The 19,274-nt window shown below is 69.8% G+C and carries 14 protein-coding genes; 6 read left to right on the forward strand and 8 right to left on the reverse strand.

What is annotated here, in order from left to right:
- Positions 1-7: 7 nt before the first annotated feature.
- Together lipA and AC2IPW_RS14615 are read left to right on the forward strand one after the other, a co-directional pair.
- Positions 8-1,021 carry a lipoyl synthase gene (gene lipA, locus AC2IPW_RS14610; protein WP_003934098.1) on the forward strand — a complete coding sequence of 338 codons (1,014 nt, stop codon included), beginning with the start codon at positions 8-10 and terminating at the stop codon, positions 1,019-1,021.
- Between the two features lie 56 nt (positions 1,022-1,077).
- A complete protein-coding gene (locus AC2IPW_RS14615; RefSeq protein ID WP_003934097.1) occupies positions 1,078-1,818 on the forward strand; it encodes a DUF4191 domain-containing protein in 741 nt (246 codons plus the stop codon).
- Between the two features lie 71 nt (positions 1,819-1,889).
- Here the strand turns inward: AC2IPW_RS14615 and AC2IPW_RS14620 are convergent, their stop codons facing one another.
- Entirely contained in the window at positions 1,890-2,366 is a 477-nt protein-coding gene (locus tag AC2IPW_RS14620) for an RDD family protein (protein ID WP_040780772.1), read from the reverse strand.
- Positions 2,367-2,579: 213 nt separating this feature from the next.
- Here AC2IPW_RS14620 and glnA point away from each other — a divergent pair, with 213 nt between their 5' ends.
- Complete coding sequence (gene glnA, locus AC2IPW_RS14625; protein WP_054374447.1) at positions 2,580-4,016, forward strand: type I glutamate--ammonia ligase; 1,437 nt, start codon at positions 2,580-2,582, stop codon at positions 4,014-4,016.
- Positions 4,017-4,120: 104 nt separating this feature from the next.
- On the opposite strand, the gene AC2IPW_RS14630 is transcribed toward glnA, so the two are convergent.
- Positions 4,121-5,266, reverse strand: a complete 1,146-nt coding sequence (locus AC2IPW_RS14630; protein ID WP_289378845.1) for a hypothetical protein — start codon at positions 5,264-5,266, stop codon at positions 4,121-4,123.
- Between the two features lie 12 nt (positions 5,267-5,278).
- Positions 5,279-6,205: a metal-dependent hydrolase gene (locus AC2IPW_RS14635; protein ID WP_003934093.1), complete on the reverse strand. Its 927-nt coding sequence runs from the start codon at positions 6,203-6,205 to the stop codon at positions 5,279-5,281.
- Between the two features lie 239 nt (positions 6,206-6,444).
- Between AC2IPW_RS14635 and AC2IPW_RS14640 the strand changes: the two genes are divergently transcribed.
- Complete coding sequence (locus AC2IPW_RS14640) at positions 6,445-7,059, forward strand: TetR/AcrR family transcriptional regulator (protein ID WP_486375102.1); 615 nt, start codon at positions 6,445-6,447, stop codon at positions 7,057-7,059.
- Between the two features lie 243 nt (positions 7,060-7,302).
- On the opposite strand, the gene AC2IPW_RS14645 is transcribed toward AC2IPW_RS14640, so the two are convergent.
- Positions 7,303-8,859 (reverse strand): amino acid permease, encoded by a 1,557-nt coding sequence (locus tag AC2IPW_RS14645; RefSeq protein WP_486375103.1) that lies wholly within the window; start codon positions 8,857-8,859, stop codon positions 7,303-7,305.
- 216 nt (positions 8,860-9,075) lie between these two features.
- On the opposite strand from AC2IPW_RS14645, the gene AC2IPW_RS14650 reads away from it, so the two are divergent.
- Complete coding sequence (locus AC2IPW_RS14650; RefSeq protein ID WP_003937105.1) at positions 9,076-9,585, forward strand: Lrp/AsnC family transcriptional regulator; 510 nt, start codon at positions 9,076-9,078, stop codon at positions 9,583-9,585.
- A gap of 224 nt (positions 9,586-9,809) precedes the next feature.
- Here the strand turns inward: AC2IPW_RS14650 and AC2IPW_RS14655 are convergent, their stop codons facing one another.
- Together AC2IPW_RS14655 and AC2IPW_RS14660 are read right to left on the reverse strand one after the other, a co-directional pair.
- Positions 9,810-10,883, reverse strand: a complete 1,074-nt coding sequence (locus AC2IPW_RS14655; protein WP_486375104.1) for a Glu/Leu/Phe/Val family dehydrogenase — start codon at positions 10,881-10,883, stop codon at positions 9,810-9,812.
- 52 nt (positions 10,884-10,935) lie between these two features.
- Positions 10,936-14,397, reverse strand: a complete 3,462-nt coding sequence (locus tag AC2IPW_RS14660) for an indolepyruvate ferredoxin oxidoreductase family protein (RefSeq protein ID WP_486375105.1) — start codon at positions 14,395-14,397, stop codon at positions 10,936-10,938.
- A 578-nt stretch (positions 14,398-14,975) separates the two neighbouring features.
- On the opposite strand from AC2IPW_RS14660, the gene AC2IPW_RS14665 reads away from it, so the two are divergent.
- Positions 14,976-15,296, forward strand: a complete 321-nt coding sequence (locus AC2IPW_RS14665) for a PASTA domain-containing protein (RefSeq protein WP_003937102.1) — start codon at positions 14,976-14,978, stop codon at positions 15,294-15,296.
- A gap of 19 nt (positions 15,297-15,315) precedes the next feature.
- Here the strand turns inward: AC2IPW_RS14665 and thiM are convergent, their stop codons facing one another.
- A complete protein-coding gene (gene thiM / locus AC2IPW_RS14670; protein ID WP_486375106.1) occupies positions 15,316-16,158 on the reverse strand; it encodes a hydroxyethylthiazole kinase in 843 nt (280 codons plus the stop codon).
- A 54-nt stretch (positions 16,159-16,212) separates the two neighbouring features.
- A complete protein-coding gene (locus AC2IPW_RS14675) occupies positions 16,213-19,224 on the reverse strand; it encodes a bifunctional [glutamine synthetase] adenylyltransferase/[glutamine synthetase]-adenylyl-L-tyrosine phosphorylase (protein WP_289378850.1) in 3,012 nt (1,003 codons plus the stop codon).
- Positions 19,225-19,274 lie beyond the last annotated feature (50 nt).

The following is a 19,274-nucleotide window of genomic DNA, read 5'->3' on the forward strand; positions in this document are numbered from 1 at the left end:
CGGGTCCGTGACTGTGGCCCCAGAAGGACGCAAGCTGCTGCGGATCGAGACCCGAAACGCACAGACGCCGATCGAACGTAAGCCGAACTGGATCAGGACCCGGGCGAAGATGGGCCCGGAGTACTCCGAGCTGAAGGGACTGGTGCGGCGCGAAGGCCTGCACACGGTCTGCGAGGAGGCCGGTTGTCCCAACATCTACGAATGCTGGGAGGACCGGGAGGCGACGTTCCTCATCGGTGGCGAGCAGTGCACCCGTCGATGCGATTTCTGTCAGATCGACACCGGTAAGCCCGCCGCGCTCGACCGCGACGAGCCGCGCCGGGTCGCCGAGTCGGTGCAGGCCATGGGTCTGCGGTACTCGACGATCACCGGTGTCGCCCGCGACGACCTGCCCGACGGCGGTGCGTGGCTCTACGCCGAGACCGTGCGGCAGATCCACGAGCTCAACCCGGGCACCGGTGTCGAGAATCTCATTCCCGACTTCAACGGCAAGCCGGAGCTGCTCACCGAGGTCTTCGAATCACGGCCCGAGGTGCTCGCGCACAACGTCGAGACCGTGCCCCGGATCTTCAAGCGCATCCGCCCGGCGTTCCGCTACCAGCGGTCGCTGGACGTGATCACCGCGGCCCGCGAGTTCGGGCTGGTGACCAAGTCCAACCTGATCCTCGGCATGGGCGAGACGCCGGAGGAGGTCACCGAGGCGCTGCACGACCTGCACGCCGCCGGCTGCGACATCGTCACCATCACCCAGTACCTGCGCCCGTCGCCGCGGCACCATCCCGTCGAGCGCTGGGTCAAGCCCGAGGAATTCGTGGCGCACTCGAAGACCGCCGAGGAGATCGGTTTCGCGGGCGTGATGGCCGGGCCGCTGGTCCGGTCGTCGTACCGCGCGGGGCGGCTGTACGCGCAGGCGATGGCACACCATGGCCGCGAGCTGCCCGCCGCCCAGGCGCACCTGGCCGAGGGGGGCACAGCGGCCCAGGAAGCCAGCTCCGTGCTGGCGCGCCTGACCACCTCTTAGCCGCACCGGACCCGCGGTGGCGAAAAGCGCACCGCGGGGAAAGTATCCTGGGAGCTATGGCGAGAGGCAGCAAACCCGACAAGGAAGCGAAGGCCGCAGCGAAGGCCGCGCGCAAGCAGGCGTCGAAGGAGCGGCGAACCCAGCTCTGGCAGGCGTTCCAGCTGCAGCGCAAGGAAGACAAGCTGCTGCTGCCGTGGATGATCGGTGCGATCGTCGTCTCCACCCTGGTGTTCTTCCTCGTCGGGCTGATCTTCGGTATCGAGTGGTTCCTTCTGCCGGTCGGCCTGCTCGTGGGGGTGCTGCTCGCGTTCGTCATCTTCGGCCGCCGGGTGCAGAAGACGGTGTACGGCAAGGCCGAGGGCCAGGCCGGGGCGGCGGCGTGGGCGCTGGACAACCTGCAGGGCTCCTGGCGCGTCACGCATGCGGTGGCCGGCACCACGCAGCTCGACGCCGTGCACCGCGTCATCGGCCGCCCGGGCGTGATCCTGGTGGCCGAGGGAGCACCGCAGCGCGTGAAAGGCCTTCTCGCGCAGGAGAAGAAGCGGGTCGCGCGCCTCGTGGGCGACACGCCGATCTACGACATCGTGGTCGGCAACGACGAGGGCCAGGTCCCGCTGTCACAGCTGCAGAAGCACCTGTCGAAACTGCCGCGCAACATCGACACCAAGCGGATGGACGCGATCGAGGGCCGGCTGGCCGCCCTGAGCACGAAGAAGTCCGGCGCCGCGCTCCCGAAGGGTCCGATGCCGGCCGGCGCGAAGATGCGCAGCGTGCAGCGCACCATGCGCCGCCGCTGAGATCCGTCCGGACCGCGGGAGCCCGCACCTACCCGGTGCAGGCTCCCGTTCGGCGTTTCGGGAAGGACACGTCAGCGGGACCGAACGAGAGCCGTGCCGGTCGCCCGGTCCTGCAGACCGCGGCCGTCGACGTCGGTGACGACGGCCGGCGCGATGAACACGAGCAGCAGCTGCCGGGCCAGGGCGCGAATCAGTCCCACCCGCACCGGCGCGTCGACCCGGGCGACCTGCAGGCCGACCAGATACTGCCCCGGGGTGAACGAGAACAGCGTCACCGTGAGCACCCCGACCACGAACCACACCAGCAGGGTGTAGGTGGACAGCTGGGGGTTCTCGAAGGGACGCTCCCCCACGATCGCGGTCGCGATGCCGACGGAGGTGAGCCAGTCGATCGCCAGCGCGCTCGCGCGCCGGCCGGTGCCGGCGAGCGCACCGCGTCCGGTCGCGGGCAGTCCGAGCAACTGCCCGCGGTAGTCCTGGGCCTTGTCCTGCCCCTTGGGGATCGCCGCAGCGGGTCCGGAGAGCCAGCTGCCGGTCATGCGTGCCATGGTGTCCAGGATAGGGTGCAACGGACGGACCGGCCCGACCCCACGTGCCCGCCGGTGACTTCTACCACAAATGCAGTCCTCACGACACCGGAAGACGAGCTGTAACATCGGTGAAACATGGGATTGATGGTCGGGCAACACCAGCTCAATACGGTCTGTATCCGACGCAGACGCCCCATCCCCATGGCGCGCATTGACTGAAGGAGCACAAGCGTGGCGTTCACCTCGGCCGAAGAGGTCATCAAGTACATCGAGGACGAAAACGTCGAGTACGTCGATGTCCGGTTCAGCGACCTCCCCGGCATCCAGCAGCACTTCTCGATCCCCGCGGGTGCGTTCACCAAGGACGTGTTCGAGGACGGCTTGGCGTTCGACGGTTCCTCCGTCCGCGGCTTCCAGTCCATCCACGAGTCGGACATGATGCTGCTGCCGGACGTGACCACCGCGCGCATCGATCCCTTCCGCGCTGCCAAGACGCTCAACATCAACTTCTTCGTCCACGACCCGTTCACCCGCGAGTCCTACAGCCGCGACCCGCGCAACGTCGCCCGTAAAGCCGAGGAGTACCTGGCCAGCACCGGCATCGCCGACACCGCGTTCTTCGGCGCCGAGGCCGAGTTCTACATCTTCGACTCGATCCGCTACGACTCGCAGATGAACGGCGCGTTCTACGAGATCGACTCGGTCTCCGGCGCGTGGAACACCGGCGTCGAGGCCAACGCCGACGGCTCGCCGAACCTCGGCTACAAGGTCCGCCCGAAGGGCGGCTACTTCCCCGTCGCGCCGTACGACCACTACGTGGACCTTCGCGACGAGATCTCCACCAACCTGCAGAACGCCGGCTTCGAACTCGAGCGCGGCCATCACGAGGTCGGTACCGCCGGTCAGGCCGAGATCAACTACAAGTTCAACACCCTGCTCGGTGCGGCCGACGACCTGCAGCTGTTCAAGTACATCGTCAAGAACACCGCGTGGAAGCACGGCAAGTCGGTGACCTTCATGCCGAAGCCGCTGTTCGGTGACAACGGCTCGGGCATGCACGTGCACCAGTCGCTGTGGAAGGAAGGCAAGCCGCTGTTCCACGACGAGTCCGGTTACGCGGGCCTGTCGGACCTGGCGCGCTGGTACATCGGCGGCATCCTGCACCACGCGCCGTCGCTGCTGGCGTTCACCAACCCCACGATCAACTCGTACCACCGCCTCGTGCCCGGCTACGAGGCCCCGATCAACCTGGTCTACAGCCAGCGCAACCGCTCCGCCGCGGTCCGCATCCCGATCACCGGCAACAACCCGAAGGCCAAGCGCCTCGAGTTCCGCGCGCCGGACGCCTCGGGCAACCCGTACCTGTCGTTCGCCGCGCAGATGCTCGCCGGCCTGGACGGCATCAAGAACAAGATCGAGCCGATGGCGCCGGTCGACAAGGACCTCTACGAGCTCCCGCCGGAGGAGGCCCGGAACATCCCGCAGGCCCCGACCAGCCTCGCGACCGTGATCGACAACCTCGAGCGCGACCACGAGTACCTCACCGAGGGCGGCGTGTTCACCTCCGACCTGATCGAGACCTGGATCTCGCTCAAGCGCGAGCAGGAGATCGCCCCGGTCAACCTGCGGCCGCACCCCTACGAGTTCCAGCTGTACTACGACTGCTGAGCCGGTCCCGCACGTAGTTCGTCACGAGTCCACCCGCCTTGCGTTCCGCGAGGCGGGTGGACTCGTGTCTGCGGTCCCCTCCTGTCTCCGGGGTACGCGGGCCGCTATGCGGCGTGCGCCCGCGCGTGGACGGGCGTGGTGTCGCTCGTTGCCTGCGGCACGGTGAGTGTGCCGGCCACGCAGAGTGCCGCGACGACGAAGCACGCCAGCGTGTACCACAGGTTGCCCACCGGGTCGCCGGTGCTCGTCACGCCGTCGACGGCACGGAAGAACTCCGGCAGCGCGGTGACCCACAGGAACGCCATGACGACCAGGTACACGACGCTATAGACCTGGACGAATCGGTTCGTGTACGGGGGAACATCCGGCTCGCCCCGTCGCAGGCGCACCCAGCGGCGAACGAGCACGACGACCCCGACGACGGTGACGACGACCAGTTCCACCGCATAGACCACCGCCCGGACCGTGGTGCTCCCCATGCCCAAAACGGTCGCCGGCAGCGGGAGGACGAACGTGCCCAGCGACGCCAGCAGGCCGATCACGACGGTGCGCCACACCAGTTCGAGACCGGAGAAGTGTCGGCCGCGGTCGACGTGGCGACCGACGAAGAACTGCACGCACAGCGCGAGCGACATCGGCCAGAGCGCGGCGAACACCACCACGCTCGGGAGCGGGACCGCGTCGAACATGGGCTGGTTGACCGGATTCGTCACCGCCCAGTGCCACCATCGCAACTGGGGTCCGAGATGGTCGAAGATCTCGTAGAACGCGTGGTGCACGAAACCGGCGCACACGGCCCCGACGAGGACTCCGTAGCGGCGGAACACCCCCAGCATCCTGACGATCTCGAACGCCAGCGTGGCCATCAGCGGGTAGATCGCGACGATGTACAGCGGGAGCCGGCCCCACAGGAACTCCACGGTGAACACGTTGTGGGCGAACATCGTGTCCACGTGCTCCTCGATGCCGAAGGCAGCCGGGAAGTACAGCGGTGGTTCGATGACGAACAGGTAGGCGGTGGCGCCGAACCAGAGCACCAGAGTGGTGGGATCGCCGTGGCGGCGCAGGCGCACGACGGCGAGCACGAGCGCGAGCACCGCGCCGAGCACGATGGTGACCTCGAGAACGGGAAGGGTCCAGTTCTCCAGAGCCGAGGGGTCGCGCACCTCGACGAGGCCGCCGGCCTCCTGGCACGAGAACCCCAGGGACGCGGCCAGTTCGGCGAAGGTGGGTGAGCACAGGTCGGTCATCGCGCCGGCTCCCTACGAGGCGACCGCGTCGGCGGTGTACCAGCGCGTGACGTCGTAGCCGTCCTCGTAGCGCCGGAACCACATGTCTGCGAGCGCCGGCAACTTCTCGTGGGCCGGATCGTGCTTCGGTAACTGGCTGCGCACCACCCCCGCCAGCGCGACGAGTTGCTCGGCGAGCGGCAGATCGTCGAACGCGCGTGGCATCGGGCCGCAGTCCCGCGCCTGCAGTAACGGCAACCACCTGCGCAGGCGCTGTGCGCGCCGGTACGACGCGAACATCGACAGGGCGTCGATCTTGCGGTCCGCCAACGGAACATGGTCGTTGAAGCCCTGGCAGGCCAGTCGGATGACCCTCAGCACATGACGGAAGACCGAGGGGGCCACCCGCATCCGGTAGATGTCGGACCCGACGACGGAGTCGAACACGACGAGCGCCGAACTCCGGTGTTCGACCTCCTCGACGAAGTGCCAGATGAACAGCGACGCCACCCGGTCGTCTCCGGGCCGGAACAGGGTGGCCTCGTTGTCGAGCATCAACTTGAACACCGGTGTGAAGGTTGCTTCGAGGTCCGCGGTGTAGGCGAGCCGGTAGTTCAGCGACGCCCGTGCGGTGAGCCGGTCGAATTCCGCGATGACGGCGGCGAGGGTGTCCCGGAGGCCGGGGTACCGCTCAATCAGGGCCTTGACATGCTGCCGGTGTGCGGTCGAGTGCTGGCCTTCCTGACGCATGAACGCGTCCGCCTCCGCGGCGACCGCCGGGTCGGTGATCAGCGGCTTGGCCTGGAGGATCATCTTCACGATCATCTTCTCGAAGCCGATCGCCAGGAACGAGACCGCGTTCGCCATGCTCGAGAAGGCCGGATTCTCCTCGTTCCACAGAAACGGCACGTCGTATTCCTCGAACGCGAAGTTCATTTTTCGGATCTGCAGGTCGGTCACGGGCGCTACACCTCGTCTTGCGGGGATGGGCTGGTCCGGCGGCCCCGCGACGGCTCCGAAGCCCCGGTGCAGTGATCATACGCATATCGCAGTTGACGTATGATGAGAACGCGTTGCATTTGCGGCGCCACGGGCGGAGGCCACCGCCGTGCTACCGTCGGTCGTTCGAGCGGACGGTCGACAGATCCCGCCCGGGGACCCGCCGGTCCCGATGCGGTTTCGATCCGAGGAAGCGGGCAGTGGCACGACGACGCGGTTGGGGCGGCAGCCCCCCGGAGAACGACGACGAGGCGTCTCACCGGATCGTTTCCGCCGCAGTCGATCTGATCGGCCGGACGGGCTGCGTCATCAGCCTGGCCGATGTCGCGGAATCGCTGGGTGTAATCCGCCAGACGGTGTACCGCTACTTCCCCAGCGCGGATGCGCTGATGCGGGCCGCGGCGATCGCGTCGGTCGACGGATTCCTCGATCGTCTCGCCCGGCACATCGGCGGCATCACGGACCCGGTCGACGCGATGACGGAAGGGGTCGTCTACACCCTCGCCGAGGTACGGCGCACGCCGCACCTGGGGCTTCTGCTCACCGGCACGTACCCGAACGTCCGTCCCGACGGCCTGACGTCCGACGAGGCACAGGAGTTCGGGATGACGATGATCGGGCGCTTCGACGTCGATTGGGAATGCTACGGATACGACGAAGCGGCCCTGCGCGAGCTCGTCGAGTACGTCCTGCGCACGATGCAGTCCTTCTTCGTCTCCCCCGACGATCCCCCGCGCAGCGACGACGACTTGCGGCGCTACCTCAGACGCTGGATGGGACCTGCGATCCTCGCCCAGCGCGACGTCACCAGGTGACGCTCGGGACCGCCTGACGGAATCCGCCCGGACAGATGAGCCCGGGTGGACCGCCGGTGGCGTCGACTCGTCGCACGGTCGCGGCCCCGCAGCGGTGACATTGCCGTGCTCACGGTCGAGTGCCTCGAAGAACCGAACTTTCAATTCTGCAGAAACCACGATCCCCGCAACTCCCTGAAATCCAGGGTGTTGCGGGGATCGCTAGAACCCGCCGTCGCTGCGGGGCCGGGTCCGTACTCCGCGCTACACCGGCTCGGGCTCGCGGGCGGCCTGTGGGGTTTCGGCCTGTGGGGTCTCGGCCTGCCGGGCCGCCTCGGCCCGGAGCCGCTGCCCGAGCACCGACGTGCGGCGACCGTAGACGGCGTAGACCACCACGCCCAGGGCCATCCAGGCCCCGAACCGCAGCCACGTCTCGACGGACAGGTTGAGCATCAGCCAGCCGCACGCGAGGACCGCGAGGATCGGCACCAGGGGCACGAGCGGCACCCGGAACCCACGCGGCAGGTCGGGGCGCGTGCGGCGGAGCACCATCACGCCGATGCACACCAGCACGAAGGCGAACAGCGTGCCGATGTTGACCATCTCCTCGAGCACACCCATGGGGAACACCGCGGCGAGCACGGCGACGATGCTGCCGACCAGCAGGGTGATACGCACCGGGGTGCCCTTGCGGCCGGTCGTGGCCAGCCGCCGCGGCATCAGCCCGTCCCGGGACATCGCGAACAACACACGGGTCTGGCCGAGCATCATCACCATCACGACGGTGGTGAGGCCGGCGAGACCGCCGATGTTGATCGCCGTCTGCGCCCACGTGATGCCGTGGGCCTCGAACGCGGTGGCCAGGGTGGCGCTGCCGTCACCGACGAGTGCGCTGCCCGTCCGCAGGTCGGTGTACTTCACCATGCCGGTCAGCACCAGCGTCACGCCGACGTAGAGAACCGTGACGATGGCGAGCGAGGCGAAGATGCCGCGCGGCAGCGCCTTCTGCGGGTTCTTCGTCTCCTCCGCGGTGGTGGCGACCACGTCGAATCCGATGAAGGCGAAGAACACCAGGCTCGCGGCGGCGAGCAGGCCGTACCACCCGTAGCTGCTGCCGTCGGCCCCGGTGAGGGCCGAGAACAGCGACTGGTGCACGCCGCTCGCGGTGCTCTGCGCGCCCTCGGCCGGCGGAATGTAGGGCGAGTAGTTGCTCTTGTCGATGTAGAAGATCCCGACCGCGATGACCAGCACGACGACGGCAACCTTGACGGCGGTGACGACGGCCGACACACGCGAGGACACCTTGGTGCCGACGGCGAGCACGACCGTGATCGCGCCGACGATGAGCAACGCCCCCCAGTCGACCGCGAGCGGGCCGAGATGCATCGTGGTGTGCGCCGTGCCACCGAGCATGCCGCCGAGATACAGCGACCAGCCCTTGGCGACGACGGCGGAGGCGAGCGCGAACTCGAGGATGAGGTCCCAGCCGATGATCCAGGCGGCGAACTCGCCGAAGGTGGCGTACGAGAAGGTATACGCGCTACCGGCGACAGGGACGGTCGATGCGAACTCCGCATAGCAGAGGGCCGCGAGGCCACACGTGATCGCAGCGAGCACGAAGGCCAGCGAGATCGACGGGCCCGCGACGTTGCCCGCGGTGCGCGCGGTGAGGGTGAAGATGCCGGCGCCGATCACCACGGCGACGCCGAACACGGTCAGGTCCTTGGCGGTCAGCTGTCGCCGCAGCCGCGAACAGGGTTCGTCGGTATCCGCGATGGACTGTTCGACGGATTTGGTGCGCCAGATGCCGACTCCGGGCATGTTGTGCTCCTCGGGATGGGGTTGGGGCCCGCCGGACCTCGTGGGCGGCCGGGGGCGCGACCCTCGTGGGCGACGCATTGTGGTGCCGCAGAGAGGGATTGCGTGAGCAATTCAGTGCAGCAATCATGGCACTGTCACTTTTCGTGTCAATATCTTCGACAACAACTACGCACGATGCTCAAATGTGACGCCCATCACAACCGAAAGGATGTCACCGTGCTCAGTTTCGATCGGCTCGACGCGGCCCTCCTCGCCGAGCTCACCCACAACCCGCGAGCCGGCATCGTCGATCTGGCAGCGAAGCTCGGCGTCGCGCGTAATACCGTCCAGTCGCGGATCCGGAAGCTCGAGGAGTCCGGCGCCGTGACGGGATATCGCCCGGTGGTGGATCTGCCGAAGCTCGGCCTGCCGCTGCAGGCGTTCATCGGCGCAGAACTCGTGCAGGCGAGGATGGGGCACGTGATCGCGGAGCTCGAGCGGTTCCCCGAGGTGCTCGAGGTGCACGCGACGACGGGCCGGGAGGACCTGCTGATCCGGATGGCGGCACAGTCGCAGGAGGACCTGCTCCTGCAGCTCGAACGCATCCACGCGATCGAGGGCGTCGCCCACACCACCACCACGCTGGCGCTGACGACGCCCGTGGCGTACCGGACGCAACCCCTGCTCGAACATCTCACCCGCGACTCGGGGCACGGGCGCTCCGTGCCGACGACCGATCGGCGCTGAGGGCCGTCGACGGCCGGGCCGTCGGCGCCCGGCCGCATCGGCCCTCGGACTGTTCGGTGCTCGGGCTGATCGGCGCTCGGGCCGATCGGCGCTCGGGCCGATCAGTGCTCGGGGACAACAACTTCCGGGGCGAGCCAGGTCCCGGCGCACGAGCGGAAGGGGGAGGCACCGTGGTGCCTCCCCCTTCCGCCGACCGGCCGGGACGATGCGACGACCGCGTCCCGTCAGGCCGCGTCGATACGCTGCTCGGCGAGCCGGTTCGCCGCCGCGCCGGGGCCGATGCCCAGGTCTCGCGACATCGCGAAGATCTCGGCGGTGCGGTCGAAGATCGCGTTCACCCGGGACCGGACGACGCTCGGATCGGATCCGTCGACCTCGCCGGCGACCTGGATCAGGCCGCCGGCGTTGGCGACGTAGTCCGGCACCCAGGTGATGCCGCGGTCGCGGAGCAGATCCTCGACCTCGGGGCGGGCGAGCTGATTGTTCGCGGCGCCGCACACCAGCCGCGCCCCGAGCGTGCTGCCGGCCGACGTGGTGAGCGTTCCGCCCAGCGCACACGGTGCGTAGACGTCCACCGGGGCGTCGACCACACTGCTCGCGATGCGGACCGGGAAGTCGGCGGCCACCCGGGCCAGGGCCGCGGGGTTCACATCGGTGACCACCACGTCGGCCCCGTCGGCGACGAGCAGCCGCACCAGCTCGTAGCCCACCTTCCCGAGCCCTTCGACACCGACCGTGCGTCCGTCCAGAGATGCTGTGCCCCAGACATGTTCGGCCCCGGCCCGCATTGCGCGGAACACCCCGAGCGCGGTGAGCGGCGAGCTGTCCCCGGATCCGCCGGCGGCGGCGGTACGTCCGACTGCGTACCGGGTGTGGCGGCCGACGACGTCCAGATCACCGGCAGCGGTGCCGACGTCGGCGGCGGTGACGTAGCGACCGCCCAGGGACTCGACGAACCGTCCGTACGCGGCGAGCAGAGCGTCGCTCTTGTCCGTGGCCGGGTCACCGAGTATGACGGCCTTGCCGCCGCCGAGGTTCACCCCGGCGACCGCAGCCTTGTAGGTCATCCCCCACGACAGCCGCAGCACGTCCTCGAGCGCGGTGGCCTCGTCGGCGTAGGGGTAGAAGCGGGTGCCGCCGAGGGCGGGGCCGAGCGCGGTGGAGTGGATCGCGACGATCGCACGCAGGCCGGTGGCGGCGTCCTGACAGAAGACGACCTGCTCGTGCGGGCGGTCGGAGAGGCGACGGGAACGGTCGAAGACTCCGGTCGGCGCGTGGTCGAGAAGAGAAGCGGTCACGAGTGGATTCCTTTCGGACAGAGACGATTCGGCGATGTCGGAGGTGGTGCCATCAGAAGTCGGTGTCGACCCCCAGGTCGGCGAGCCGGGCGCGGTACTGCTCGACGGAGCGCAGCTTGACGTCCTCGTAGCCACGGACCGCGTCCGCCAGCTCCGCGACCTGCACCGCACGGTCGTAGTTCTCGAGGCTCAGTTCGGCAGCGAGGCGGTCGATCGTCGCGGTGTAGTGGGCGAGCAGGGCACGTTCGACCCTGCGGACGTGCGCGTACCCGAACGGGTCGAGCCGGGTGCCGCGCAGCCGGCGGCCCTTAGCCAGCACCCGCAGCGCCACGTGGGACTTCGGACCGAACCCGACCTTCTTCGTGCGGCCGAGTGCGCGCAGCACGGGCGGATGCAGCCGATAGGTCAGTTGCGCCCCGCCGGGCACCTGGGACTGCACCTCGTCGAGGAAGGCGGGGTCGACGAGCATCCGCGCGACCTCGTACTCGTCCTTGTAGGCGGTGAGCTTGAACAGTCCGCGCGCGACGGCCGCGCTGAAGTCCGTGCGCGCGGTGACGCGGCGTTCGGCCTCCCACACGGCCTGCACCCGTTCGACGTACCGGGCGGCGAGGCGTTCGTCCTGGAAGTCGATCAGTGACGCGGCACGTACCCGCACGAGTCGCAACACCTCACCGTCGAAGGTGGTGCCGGCCAGCAGGTGCTCCGGTACGACGGTGACGCTCCGCTCGGGCCGCGACGGCTCGGTCGCGGCCGCGAACGCGTCCGGGTCGGCGACCGCCACGCGCCCCCACCGGAACGCGGCGATGTTCGCCGCGACCGCAACGCCGTTGATCTCGATCGCTTCCTCGACGGCCGCGGCGGGGATCTGCAGACCACCGAGCTGGTGCGCGGCGCCGACGACGAGGAAGTTCGCGGCGGCGGTGTCACCGAACAGCGCCTGCGCGGCGGCGAGGGCGTCGAACGAGGCCAGCCGACGGGTCACCGCGTCCAGCCGCGCGAGCAGCTGCTGCTCGTCCGGGTGCCGGATCGACCTGTCGTACACCATGTCCCCGGTGGGGGTGCGACTCGTCGACGCCACCGCGACGGTCGAGCGCGGGTCGGCGTAGGCGAGGTTCTTCGCGTCCGCCGCGGTCAGCAGGTCCAGCGCCAGCACGCACGACGCTCCGCCGGTGGTCACCCGGTTCCCCGGTTCGAGGCCGCCGGCGGCGAACCGCAGGTGCGAGACCACCGGGCCCGCCTTCTGGCTCATGCCGATCTGGTCCAGGGACTCGACGTCGAAGCCCGCGCGCAGCGCGGCGGTGGCGAGCACCTGGTTGACGGTGACGATGCCGGTGCCGCCGATACCGGCGAGGAAGACGTTGCGGGTGCCCACCGGGGTGTCGTTGTCGACGTCGGGCACGGCCGGCGGGGTCGGGGCGCCGCGGCGCCGCGTCTTCCGGTCCGGCGACGCCTCGACCGTCACGAACGACGGGCAGTCCCCGTCGAGGCACGAGTAGTCGGTGTTGCAGGAGGTCTGGTCGATCCGGGTCTTGGACCCGAACTCGGTGTCGACCGGCTGCACGGACAGGCAGTTGCTCTTGACGCCGCAGTCGCCGCAGCCCTCGCACACCGCCTCGTTGATCACCACGCGGGTGGTGCGGGCGGGCAGGGTTCCGCGCTTGCGTTGCCGGCGCGCGTCGGCCGCGCAGTGCTGGTCGTAGATGAGCACGGTGACGCCGGGGACCTCGCGCAGCACGCGCTGTGCTTCGTCGAGCCGGTCGCGGTGCCAGACCTGCACGCCGCGGGCGAGGGAGCGCTTGCGGTGCCGCTTCGGGTCGTCGGAGCAGACGATGATCCTGCGCACGCCCTCGGTGGTGAGTTTGCGGGTGAGCGCAGGAACGGTCAGTGCGCCCTCGGCGTCCTGCGCCCCGGTCATGGCGACGACGTCGTTGTAGAGCAGTTTGAAGGTGATGTTCACGCCGGCCGCGACACAGGCCTGCACTGCGAGCTGACCGGAGTGGAAGTATGTTCCGTCGCCGAGATTCTGGAACATGTGGCCGATGTCGGTGAACGGTGCCTGCCCGATCCACTGCGCACCCTCGCCACCCATCTGGGTCAGGCCGGTGACGGCGCTGTCGGCGCGGCCGGACATGGTGACGAGTGCGTGACAGCCGATGCCGCCGCCCCCGATCGAGCCGTCCGGCAGGGCCGTGGAGCGGTTGTGCGGGCAGCCGCTGCAGAAGTACGGGGCGCGCTTGGCAGAGAGCACCTCCAGCGGCAACTGGGGCAGCGGCGCGGGTCCGAGGTCGACGTGTCCGCGCAGCACCCGGCGCAACGGACCGCGGATCCGGCCGGCGGTGAGCTCGCCGTCGACGGGCATCAGCGGCCGGCCGTCGGCGTCCTTCTTGCCGACGATGCGCGGCGGGTGGTCGGTCCCGTAGAGGATCTCCCGGATCTGGGTCTCGACGAACGCGGTCTTGTCCTCGACGACGACGAGCTGTTCCAGACCGGCGGCGAAGTCGCGCACCAGGTCCGGACCGATCGGGTAGGGCATTCCGATGCGCAGCAGCCGGATGCCGGCGCGGTGCAGGTCGGTGTCGGTCACCCCGAGATCGAGCAGGGCCTGTCGCAGCGCGTCGAACGTGGTGCCGGTGGCGGCGAGTCCGATCCGGGCGTGCGGGGGGTCGACCTCGACGACGTCCAGGCCGTTGGCCTTCCCGTACGCGTGCACCATCGCCCAGCGCGGCCCGTACAGGTCCGCCTCGGCGATCACGCTGTCGCCCGGCGCCGCCATCGGGCGCTGCCGGTACACGAACGGCCTTCCCTCCCATTCGATCTCGGGAACGGTGATGCGCAAGTCCGCGACCGAACCGTCGACGGACCACGCGCCGTCGGCGACGTCGGCGACGATCTTGAGGGCGACGAGGCAGCCGGACGCACGCGACAGCGCGACGCCGTGCAGGCCCATCGTGACGATCTCGGCGGCGTTGCGCGGAAACAGGACCGGGATCCCGAGGGCGGCGAGGGACCGTTCGCTCACCGCGGGCACGGTGGACGACTTCGAGGCCGGGTCGTCGCCGACCATCAGCAGGACCCCGCCGTTCGGGTCCACGCCGTACATGTTCGCGTGCCGCAGCGCGTCGGTGGCGCGGTCCAGGCCGGGCCCCTTGCCGTACCAGACACCGACGACGCCGTCGTGGGTGGGCGTACCTGCCCCGAGCTGGCCCTGACTGCCCCATACGGAGGTTGCGGCGAGTTCCTCGTTGAACCCGGGCACGAAGGTGATGTCGTGCTCGGCGAGAACCTTCGGCATGCCGTGCAGCAGTTTGTCGAGGCCGCCGAGCGGGCTGCCGGGATACCCGGAGACGAAGGTGGCCACGCGGCGACCGTCGCGGATGTCGCGCACGTGCTGTTCGACGAGTTGGCGGGCGATCGCCTGGACACCGGTGAGGAGCACCGTGCCCGAGCCGGAGCGGTACCGGTCGTCCAGGTCGTAGGGAGAACGCTCGATTTCGCGGACCACGGTTTCGGTCATCGCACTGTTCCTTTGCTGCGACAGGTGTCGTGCACGTCGCTCGAGTCACATCAACTGGTTCAGCAATGATCCACACAGCTGATTGATTCAGTCAACAGAAGACTTTGCGGCGAATCATTTCGCTCAAATGTGACGTGTAACACACCGGGCAAATGGTCACGGTGATCAGCCGTCGGCGCCTCACCCGGCCCGCACCCCTGCCGGCCGATCCGGTACCGGCTCCGTCATCCGGTCCCGGCCGACGGACTGGGGGCCGCGCGCATCGGCCCCTTCCGGCAGGTCCGCCAGTTCTGCCGGATTTGTCAGAAGCCGGGGGTACCCTGAAGTGGCGCCGGCCGGTTCCGGGTCGGGCGCCTAGGGGAACTGCCGATGAACGCCTGCGCACCCCGCTGTGCCGGGGCACCGTCGTCCACGGCCGGACCGTGGTCCGCGTCGCGGGGGCGCTCGCCGCCCGGAATCACCGCCGGAACGCGCCGATAGATCACATCTGACGGATCCCGTCCCCGCCGACACCGGCGGTACGGATGTCCCCCACCGGATTCACTCCATCGCGACATCGTTCCCGAAAGGACGTTGTCATGCGCACCACCCTCCCGGCCGTTCTGTGCGCGGCCGCCGCCACCCTCCTTCTCGGTTCCGGCATCGCCGCAGCGCAACCCGCGCCCGATGTCGTCGGCCTCAGCGAACAGCAGGCGATCGCCCTCCTGGACGCGGAAGGTATCCCCTACAAGATCACCAACCGCGCCGGGAATCTGTCCGGCGACTGCCGCGTCACCGAACAACGGGATCGCGGCTACCGCACCGAGGTCGACTACGTGTACGACCACGACGACGACGAGTTCGATCGCGTCGAACGACAGGTGTGGCTGGGCGTGGGCCTGGTCGTCGTCTGCCGCTGAGCGGTCCGGAGTCGCCGAGCTACCGGCGCGGCTCGAAGACCTCGAGCTGCGCGCGGGCACGGAGCGTGTCGGCGTCCACGGTGTACAGGGCGTCGAGATAGGCGACGGCGAACGTGCCGGGTCCCGCGGCCGCCGCCTCGGCGATCTCCGCGGCGACAGCGACGTGCACGTGGGCCGCGGCGAGCCCGATCAACGGCGTCGGCGTGACGGCGAGGTATGCGGCGACGAGACCGCCGAGCGCGCAGCCCGTGGCCGTCACCCGCTGCAGCATCGCGCTGCCCCCGCCGACCCGCACCCCGATCACTGCCCCGTCGGCGTCCCGGCCGACGAGGTGATCGACTGCGCCCGAAGCCGATACGGATTCGGCGCGATCGAGCAGGTTCAGCGCCGCCGGGACAGCCGTCGCCGCATCGGCGGAACTGTCGACGCCGCGGGTCTCCCCCCGCAGGCCTGCCAGGGCGATGATCTCGGAGGCGTTGCCGCGGATCGCCGTCGGCCGGTGCGCCGACAGTTCGGCGGCGAGATCGCTGCGCCACGGCAGACCCCCCACTCCGACCGGGTCGAGGACCCACGGGGTGCCGGCCTCGTGGGCGCTGCGGGCCGCGAGACGGAACGCCTGCGCGGTGGCATCGTCGGGTGTGCCGACATTGACCAGGACGCCGTCCGCCGCCCGCGCGAATCCGCCGGCCTCGTGCACGTTGTCGATGTGCGCATTGCTCGCGCCTGCCGCCAGCAGCACGTTGGTGACGAAGTTCGCCGAGACCACGTTCGTCAGGGACTGCACGACCGGTGTCCGCGCCCGCAGTTCCCCGAGCGCCTCGGCCACGGCGTCGACCGTCGGGACACTGCGCGAAATCGTCACGAATCTCCTTTTCTCACATACGAATCGGGTCGGTGCGGCAGCTGGGTCCGGATCTCACGTCCCGAACACGCGTTCCACGACAGCCCGCGCACGCCGGGTGACCCGCAGATAGTGGTCGAGGAACTCGGAGGCGTCACCCCCCGGCCAGCCGGCGACCTGCGCCACCGCCGAGAGCAGCTTCCCCGGACCGGGCAGCTGATCGGTCCGTTTGCCGCGCACCAGCACGAGCGCGTTGCGGGCGCGAGTGGCGGTGAGCCACGCGTCGCGCAGCAGTGCGACGTCCGCGGTGCTGAGCAGTTCGGCGGCACCGATCGCGTCGAGCGTCTCGAGCGTCGACGTGTTGTGCAGCGACTCGATGTTGTGAGCGTGCTGCAACTGCAGCAGCTGCACGGTCCACTCGATGTCGGCCAGACCGCCGCGGCCCAGCTTGGTGTGTGTGGCGGGATCGGCGCCGCGCGGCAACCGTTCCGAGTCGACGCGGGCCTTCATCCGGCGGATCTCGCGCACCGCCTCGTCCGACACACCGCCGGCCGGGTAGCGGGTGGCGTCGATCATGTGCAGGAAGCGCAGCCCGAGGTCGGCGTCCCCGGCCACCGCGTCGGCCCGCAGCAGTGCCTGCACCTCCCACGTCTGCGCCCACTGCGCGTAGTACGCCTGGTAAGACGCGAGGGTGCGCACCATCGGGCCGCTGCGCCCCTCGGGGCGCAGCCCGGTGTCGACCTCGAGCGGCGGATCCGTGCTCGGCGCACCGAGCAGGGCGCGCACCCGCTCGGCGACCTGGTTGGCCCACTTCACCGCGGCGGTCTCGTCCGCGCCGGCAGTCGGTTCGCACACGAACAGCACGTCGGCGTCGGATCCGTAGCCCAGCTCGCCACCGCCGAGGCGGCCCATGCCGATCACCGCGAGTCGTGCCGGAGCCGGCCCGTCCTCCAGCTCGGACGCCTTGATCACGGCCGTCAGGGCAGCCTCGAGCACGGCCGCCCACACGGCGGACAGCGCGCGGCACACCTGCGGTACATCCAGCATGCCGAGGATGTCGGCGCTGGCGATACGGGCGAGTTCGGCCCGGCGCAGCGACCGGGCCGCGTTGATGGCCTTGTCGGGAGTGCCGTAGCGGGCCGAGGAGGTGACGATGGCCTTGGCGACCTCCTCGGGCTGCGGTTCGAGGAGCCGGGGACCGCTGGCGCCGTCGGCATAGAGCCGGACGACGTCCGGGGCCCGGACCAGCAGATTGGACACGTAGGCGGAGGAGCCGAGCACCGTCATGAGCCGGTCCGCGACGGACGGCTCGTCGCGCAGCGTCCGCAGGAACCACACCCGATCGACGAGCGCCTCCGACAGGCGGCGGTAGGCGAGCAGGCCGGCGTCGGGGTCGCTCGTCTCCCCCAGTGCCTCGAGCAGCTGGGGCAGCAGCAGCGCCTGGATGCGGGCCTTGCGCGAGGCACCGCCGGACAGCGCCGTCAGGTGGCCGAGCGCGTTCTCGGGTGCGCCGTAGCCCAGCGCGGCGAGCTGGCGGATCGCGGCGTCGGGCGACAGCCGCAGCGCCTCCTTGTCCACCCGGGCGACCGACTCGAGCAGCGGGCGGTAGAACAGCTTCGCGTGCAGTTTGCGTACCCGCGCCGCGTTGCGCTTGATCTCCGCCTCGAGCACGCCGAGCGCGTCGTGCCGGCCGTCCGGGCGCATGTGCGCGGCGCGGGCGAGCCAGCGCATCGCCTCCCGGTCCTCCGGGGGCGGCAGCGTGTGCGTGCGTTTGAGCCGTTGCAGCTGCAGCCGGTGCTCGAGCAACCGCAGGAACTCGTAGGAGGCCCGCAGGTTCGCGGCGTCGTCGCGCCCGACGTATCCCCCGCCGGCGAGGGCGGACAGCGCCTGCACCGTGTTCGGCACGCGCAGTGACTCGTCGGCGCGGCCGTGCACGAGCTGCAGCAGCTGGACCGCGAACTCGACGTCGCGCAAGCTGCCGCGGCCGAGCTTGAGTTCGCGCTCGCGCAGTTCGGCGGGCACGAGCTCCTCGACGCGCCGGCGCATCGCCTGCACCTCGGGCACGAAGGCATCCCGCTCGGACGCCGTCCACACCATCGGACTGAGCGCCTCGACGTAGCGGCGGCCGAGGTCGAGGTCGCCGGTCATCGGCCGGGCCTTGAGCAGCGCCTGGAACTCCCAGGTCTTCGCCCAGCGCTGGTAGTACGCGACGTGCGAGTCCAGGGTGCGGACCAGTTCGCCGCGCTTGCCCTCGGGACGCAGCGCGGCGTCGACGTCGAAGAACGCCGAGGTGCCGATCCTCATCATCTCCCCGGCGATGCGGCTGGCGCGGGCATCGGACGGTTCGGCGACAAACACGACGTCGACGTCGCTGACGTAGTTCAGCTCGCGGGCCCCGCACTTGCCCATTGCGATCACGGCCAGGTCGACGGTGCAGGGTCCGTCGGTGACGACATTGGCGACGGCCACCGCCAGGGCCGCCGTCAGCGCCGCATCGGCGAGGTCCGCGAGCCGCTGGCCCACCTCGAGGTACGGCAGGACCGGCTCGTTCTCCACCACGGCGGCGAGGTCGGCGGCCGCGAGCAGCGCCAACTGATCGCGGTAGCCGGTGCGCAGGGCCGCCACCGCGTCCGGACCGGTGATCTTCGCCCGGTAGATCAGACGATTCTCGCCCGTCCCGGCCTCGGGCTCGGCGTCGACGCAGCCGAGCATCCGCTCGGTGAGGGTTCGCCGGTCGGGCAGGTGCAGCGTCCCGGCGAGACCACGCCACCGGTCCGGGTGCGCGACGATGTGGTCACCGAGGGCGGACGAGCCACCGAACAGACCGAACAGCCGTCCGCGCAGTCCCTTGTCGGTGCGCAGTGCGGCGTCGAGTTCCGCCCACCCCTCCCCGAGCGCGTCGTGCAGGCGGGCCAGGGTCCGCAGCGCGAGGTCCGCGTCGGGTGCGCGCGAGAGCGCCCACAGCAGTTCGGTGCTGTCGGTGCCGGTCCAGCCGAGCTGCCGGAGCTCGTCCGGCGCGGACGGGGCGAGCAGGCCGAGCCGCCCGGCGCTCGGTATCGCCGAGCGCGCCGCCGGGGGTCTCACCATGATGGCTTCGTTCCGGCGCGGGACATTGCCGCCCGAGTGGGCACGGACCT

This window comes from Rhodococcus sp. NS-SX18, from assembly GCF_057367935.1.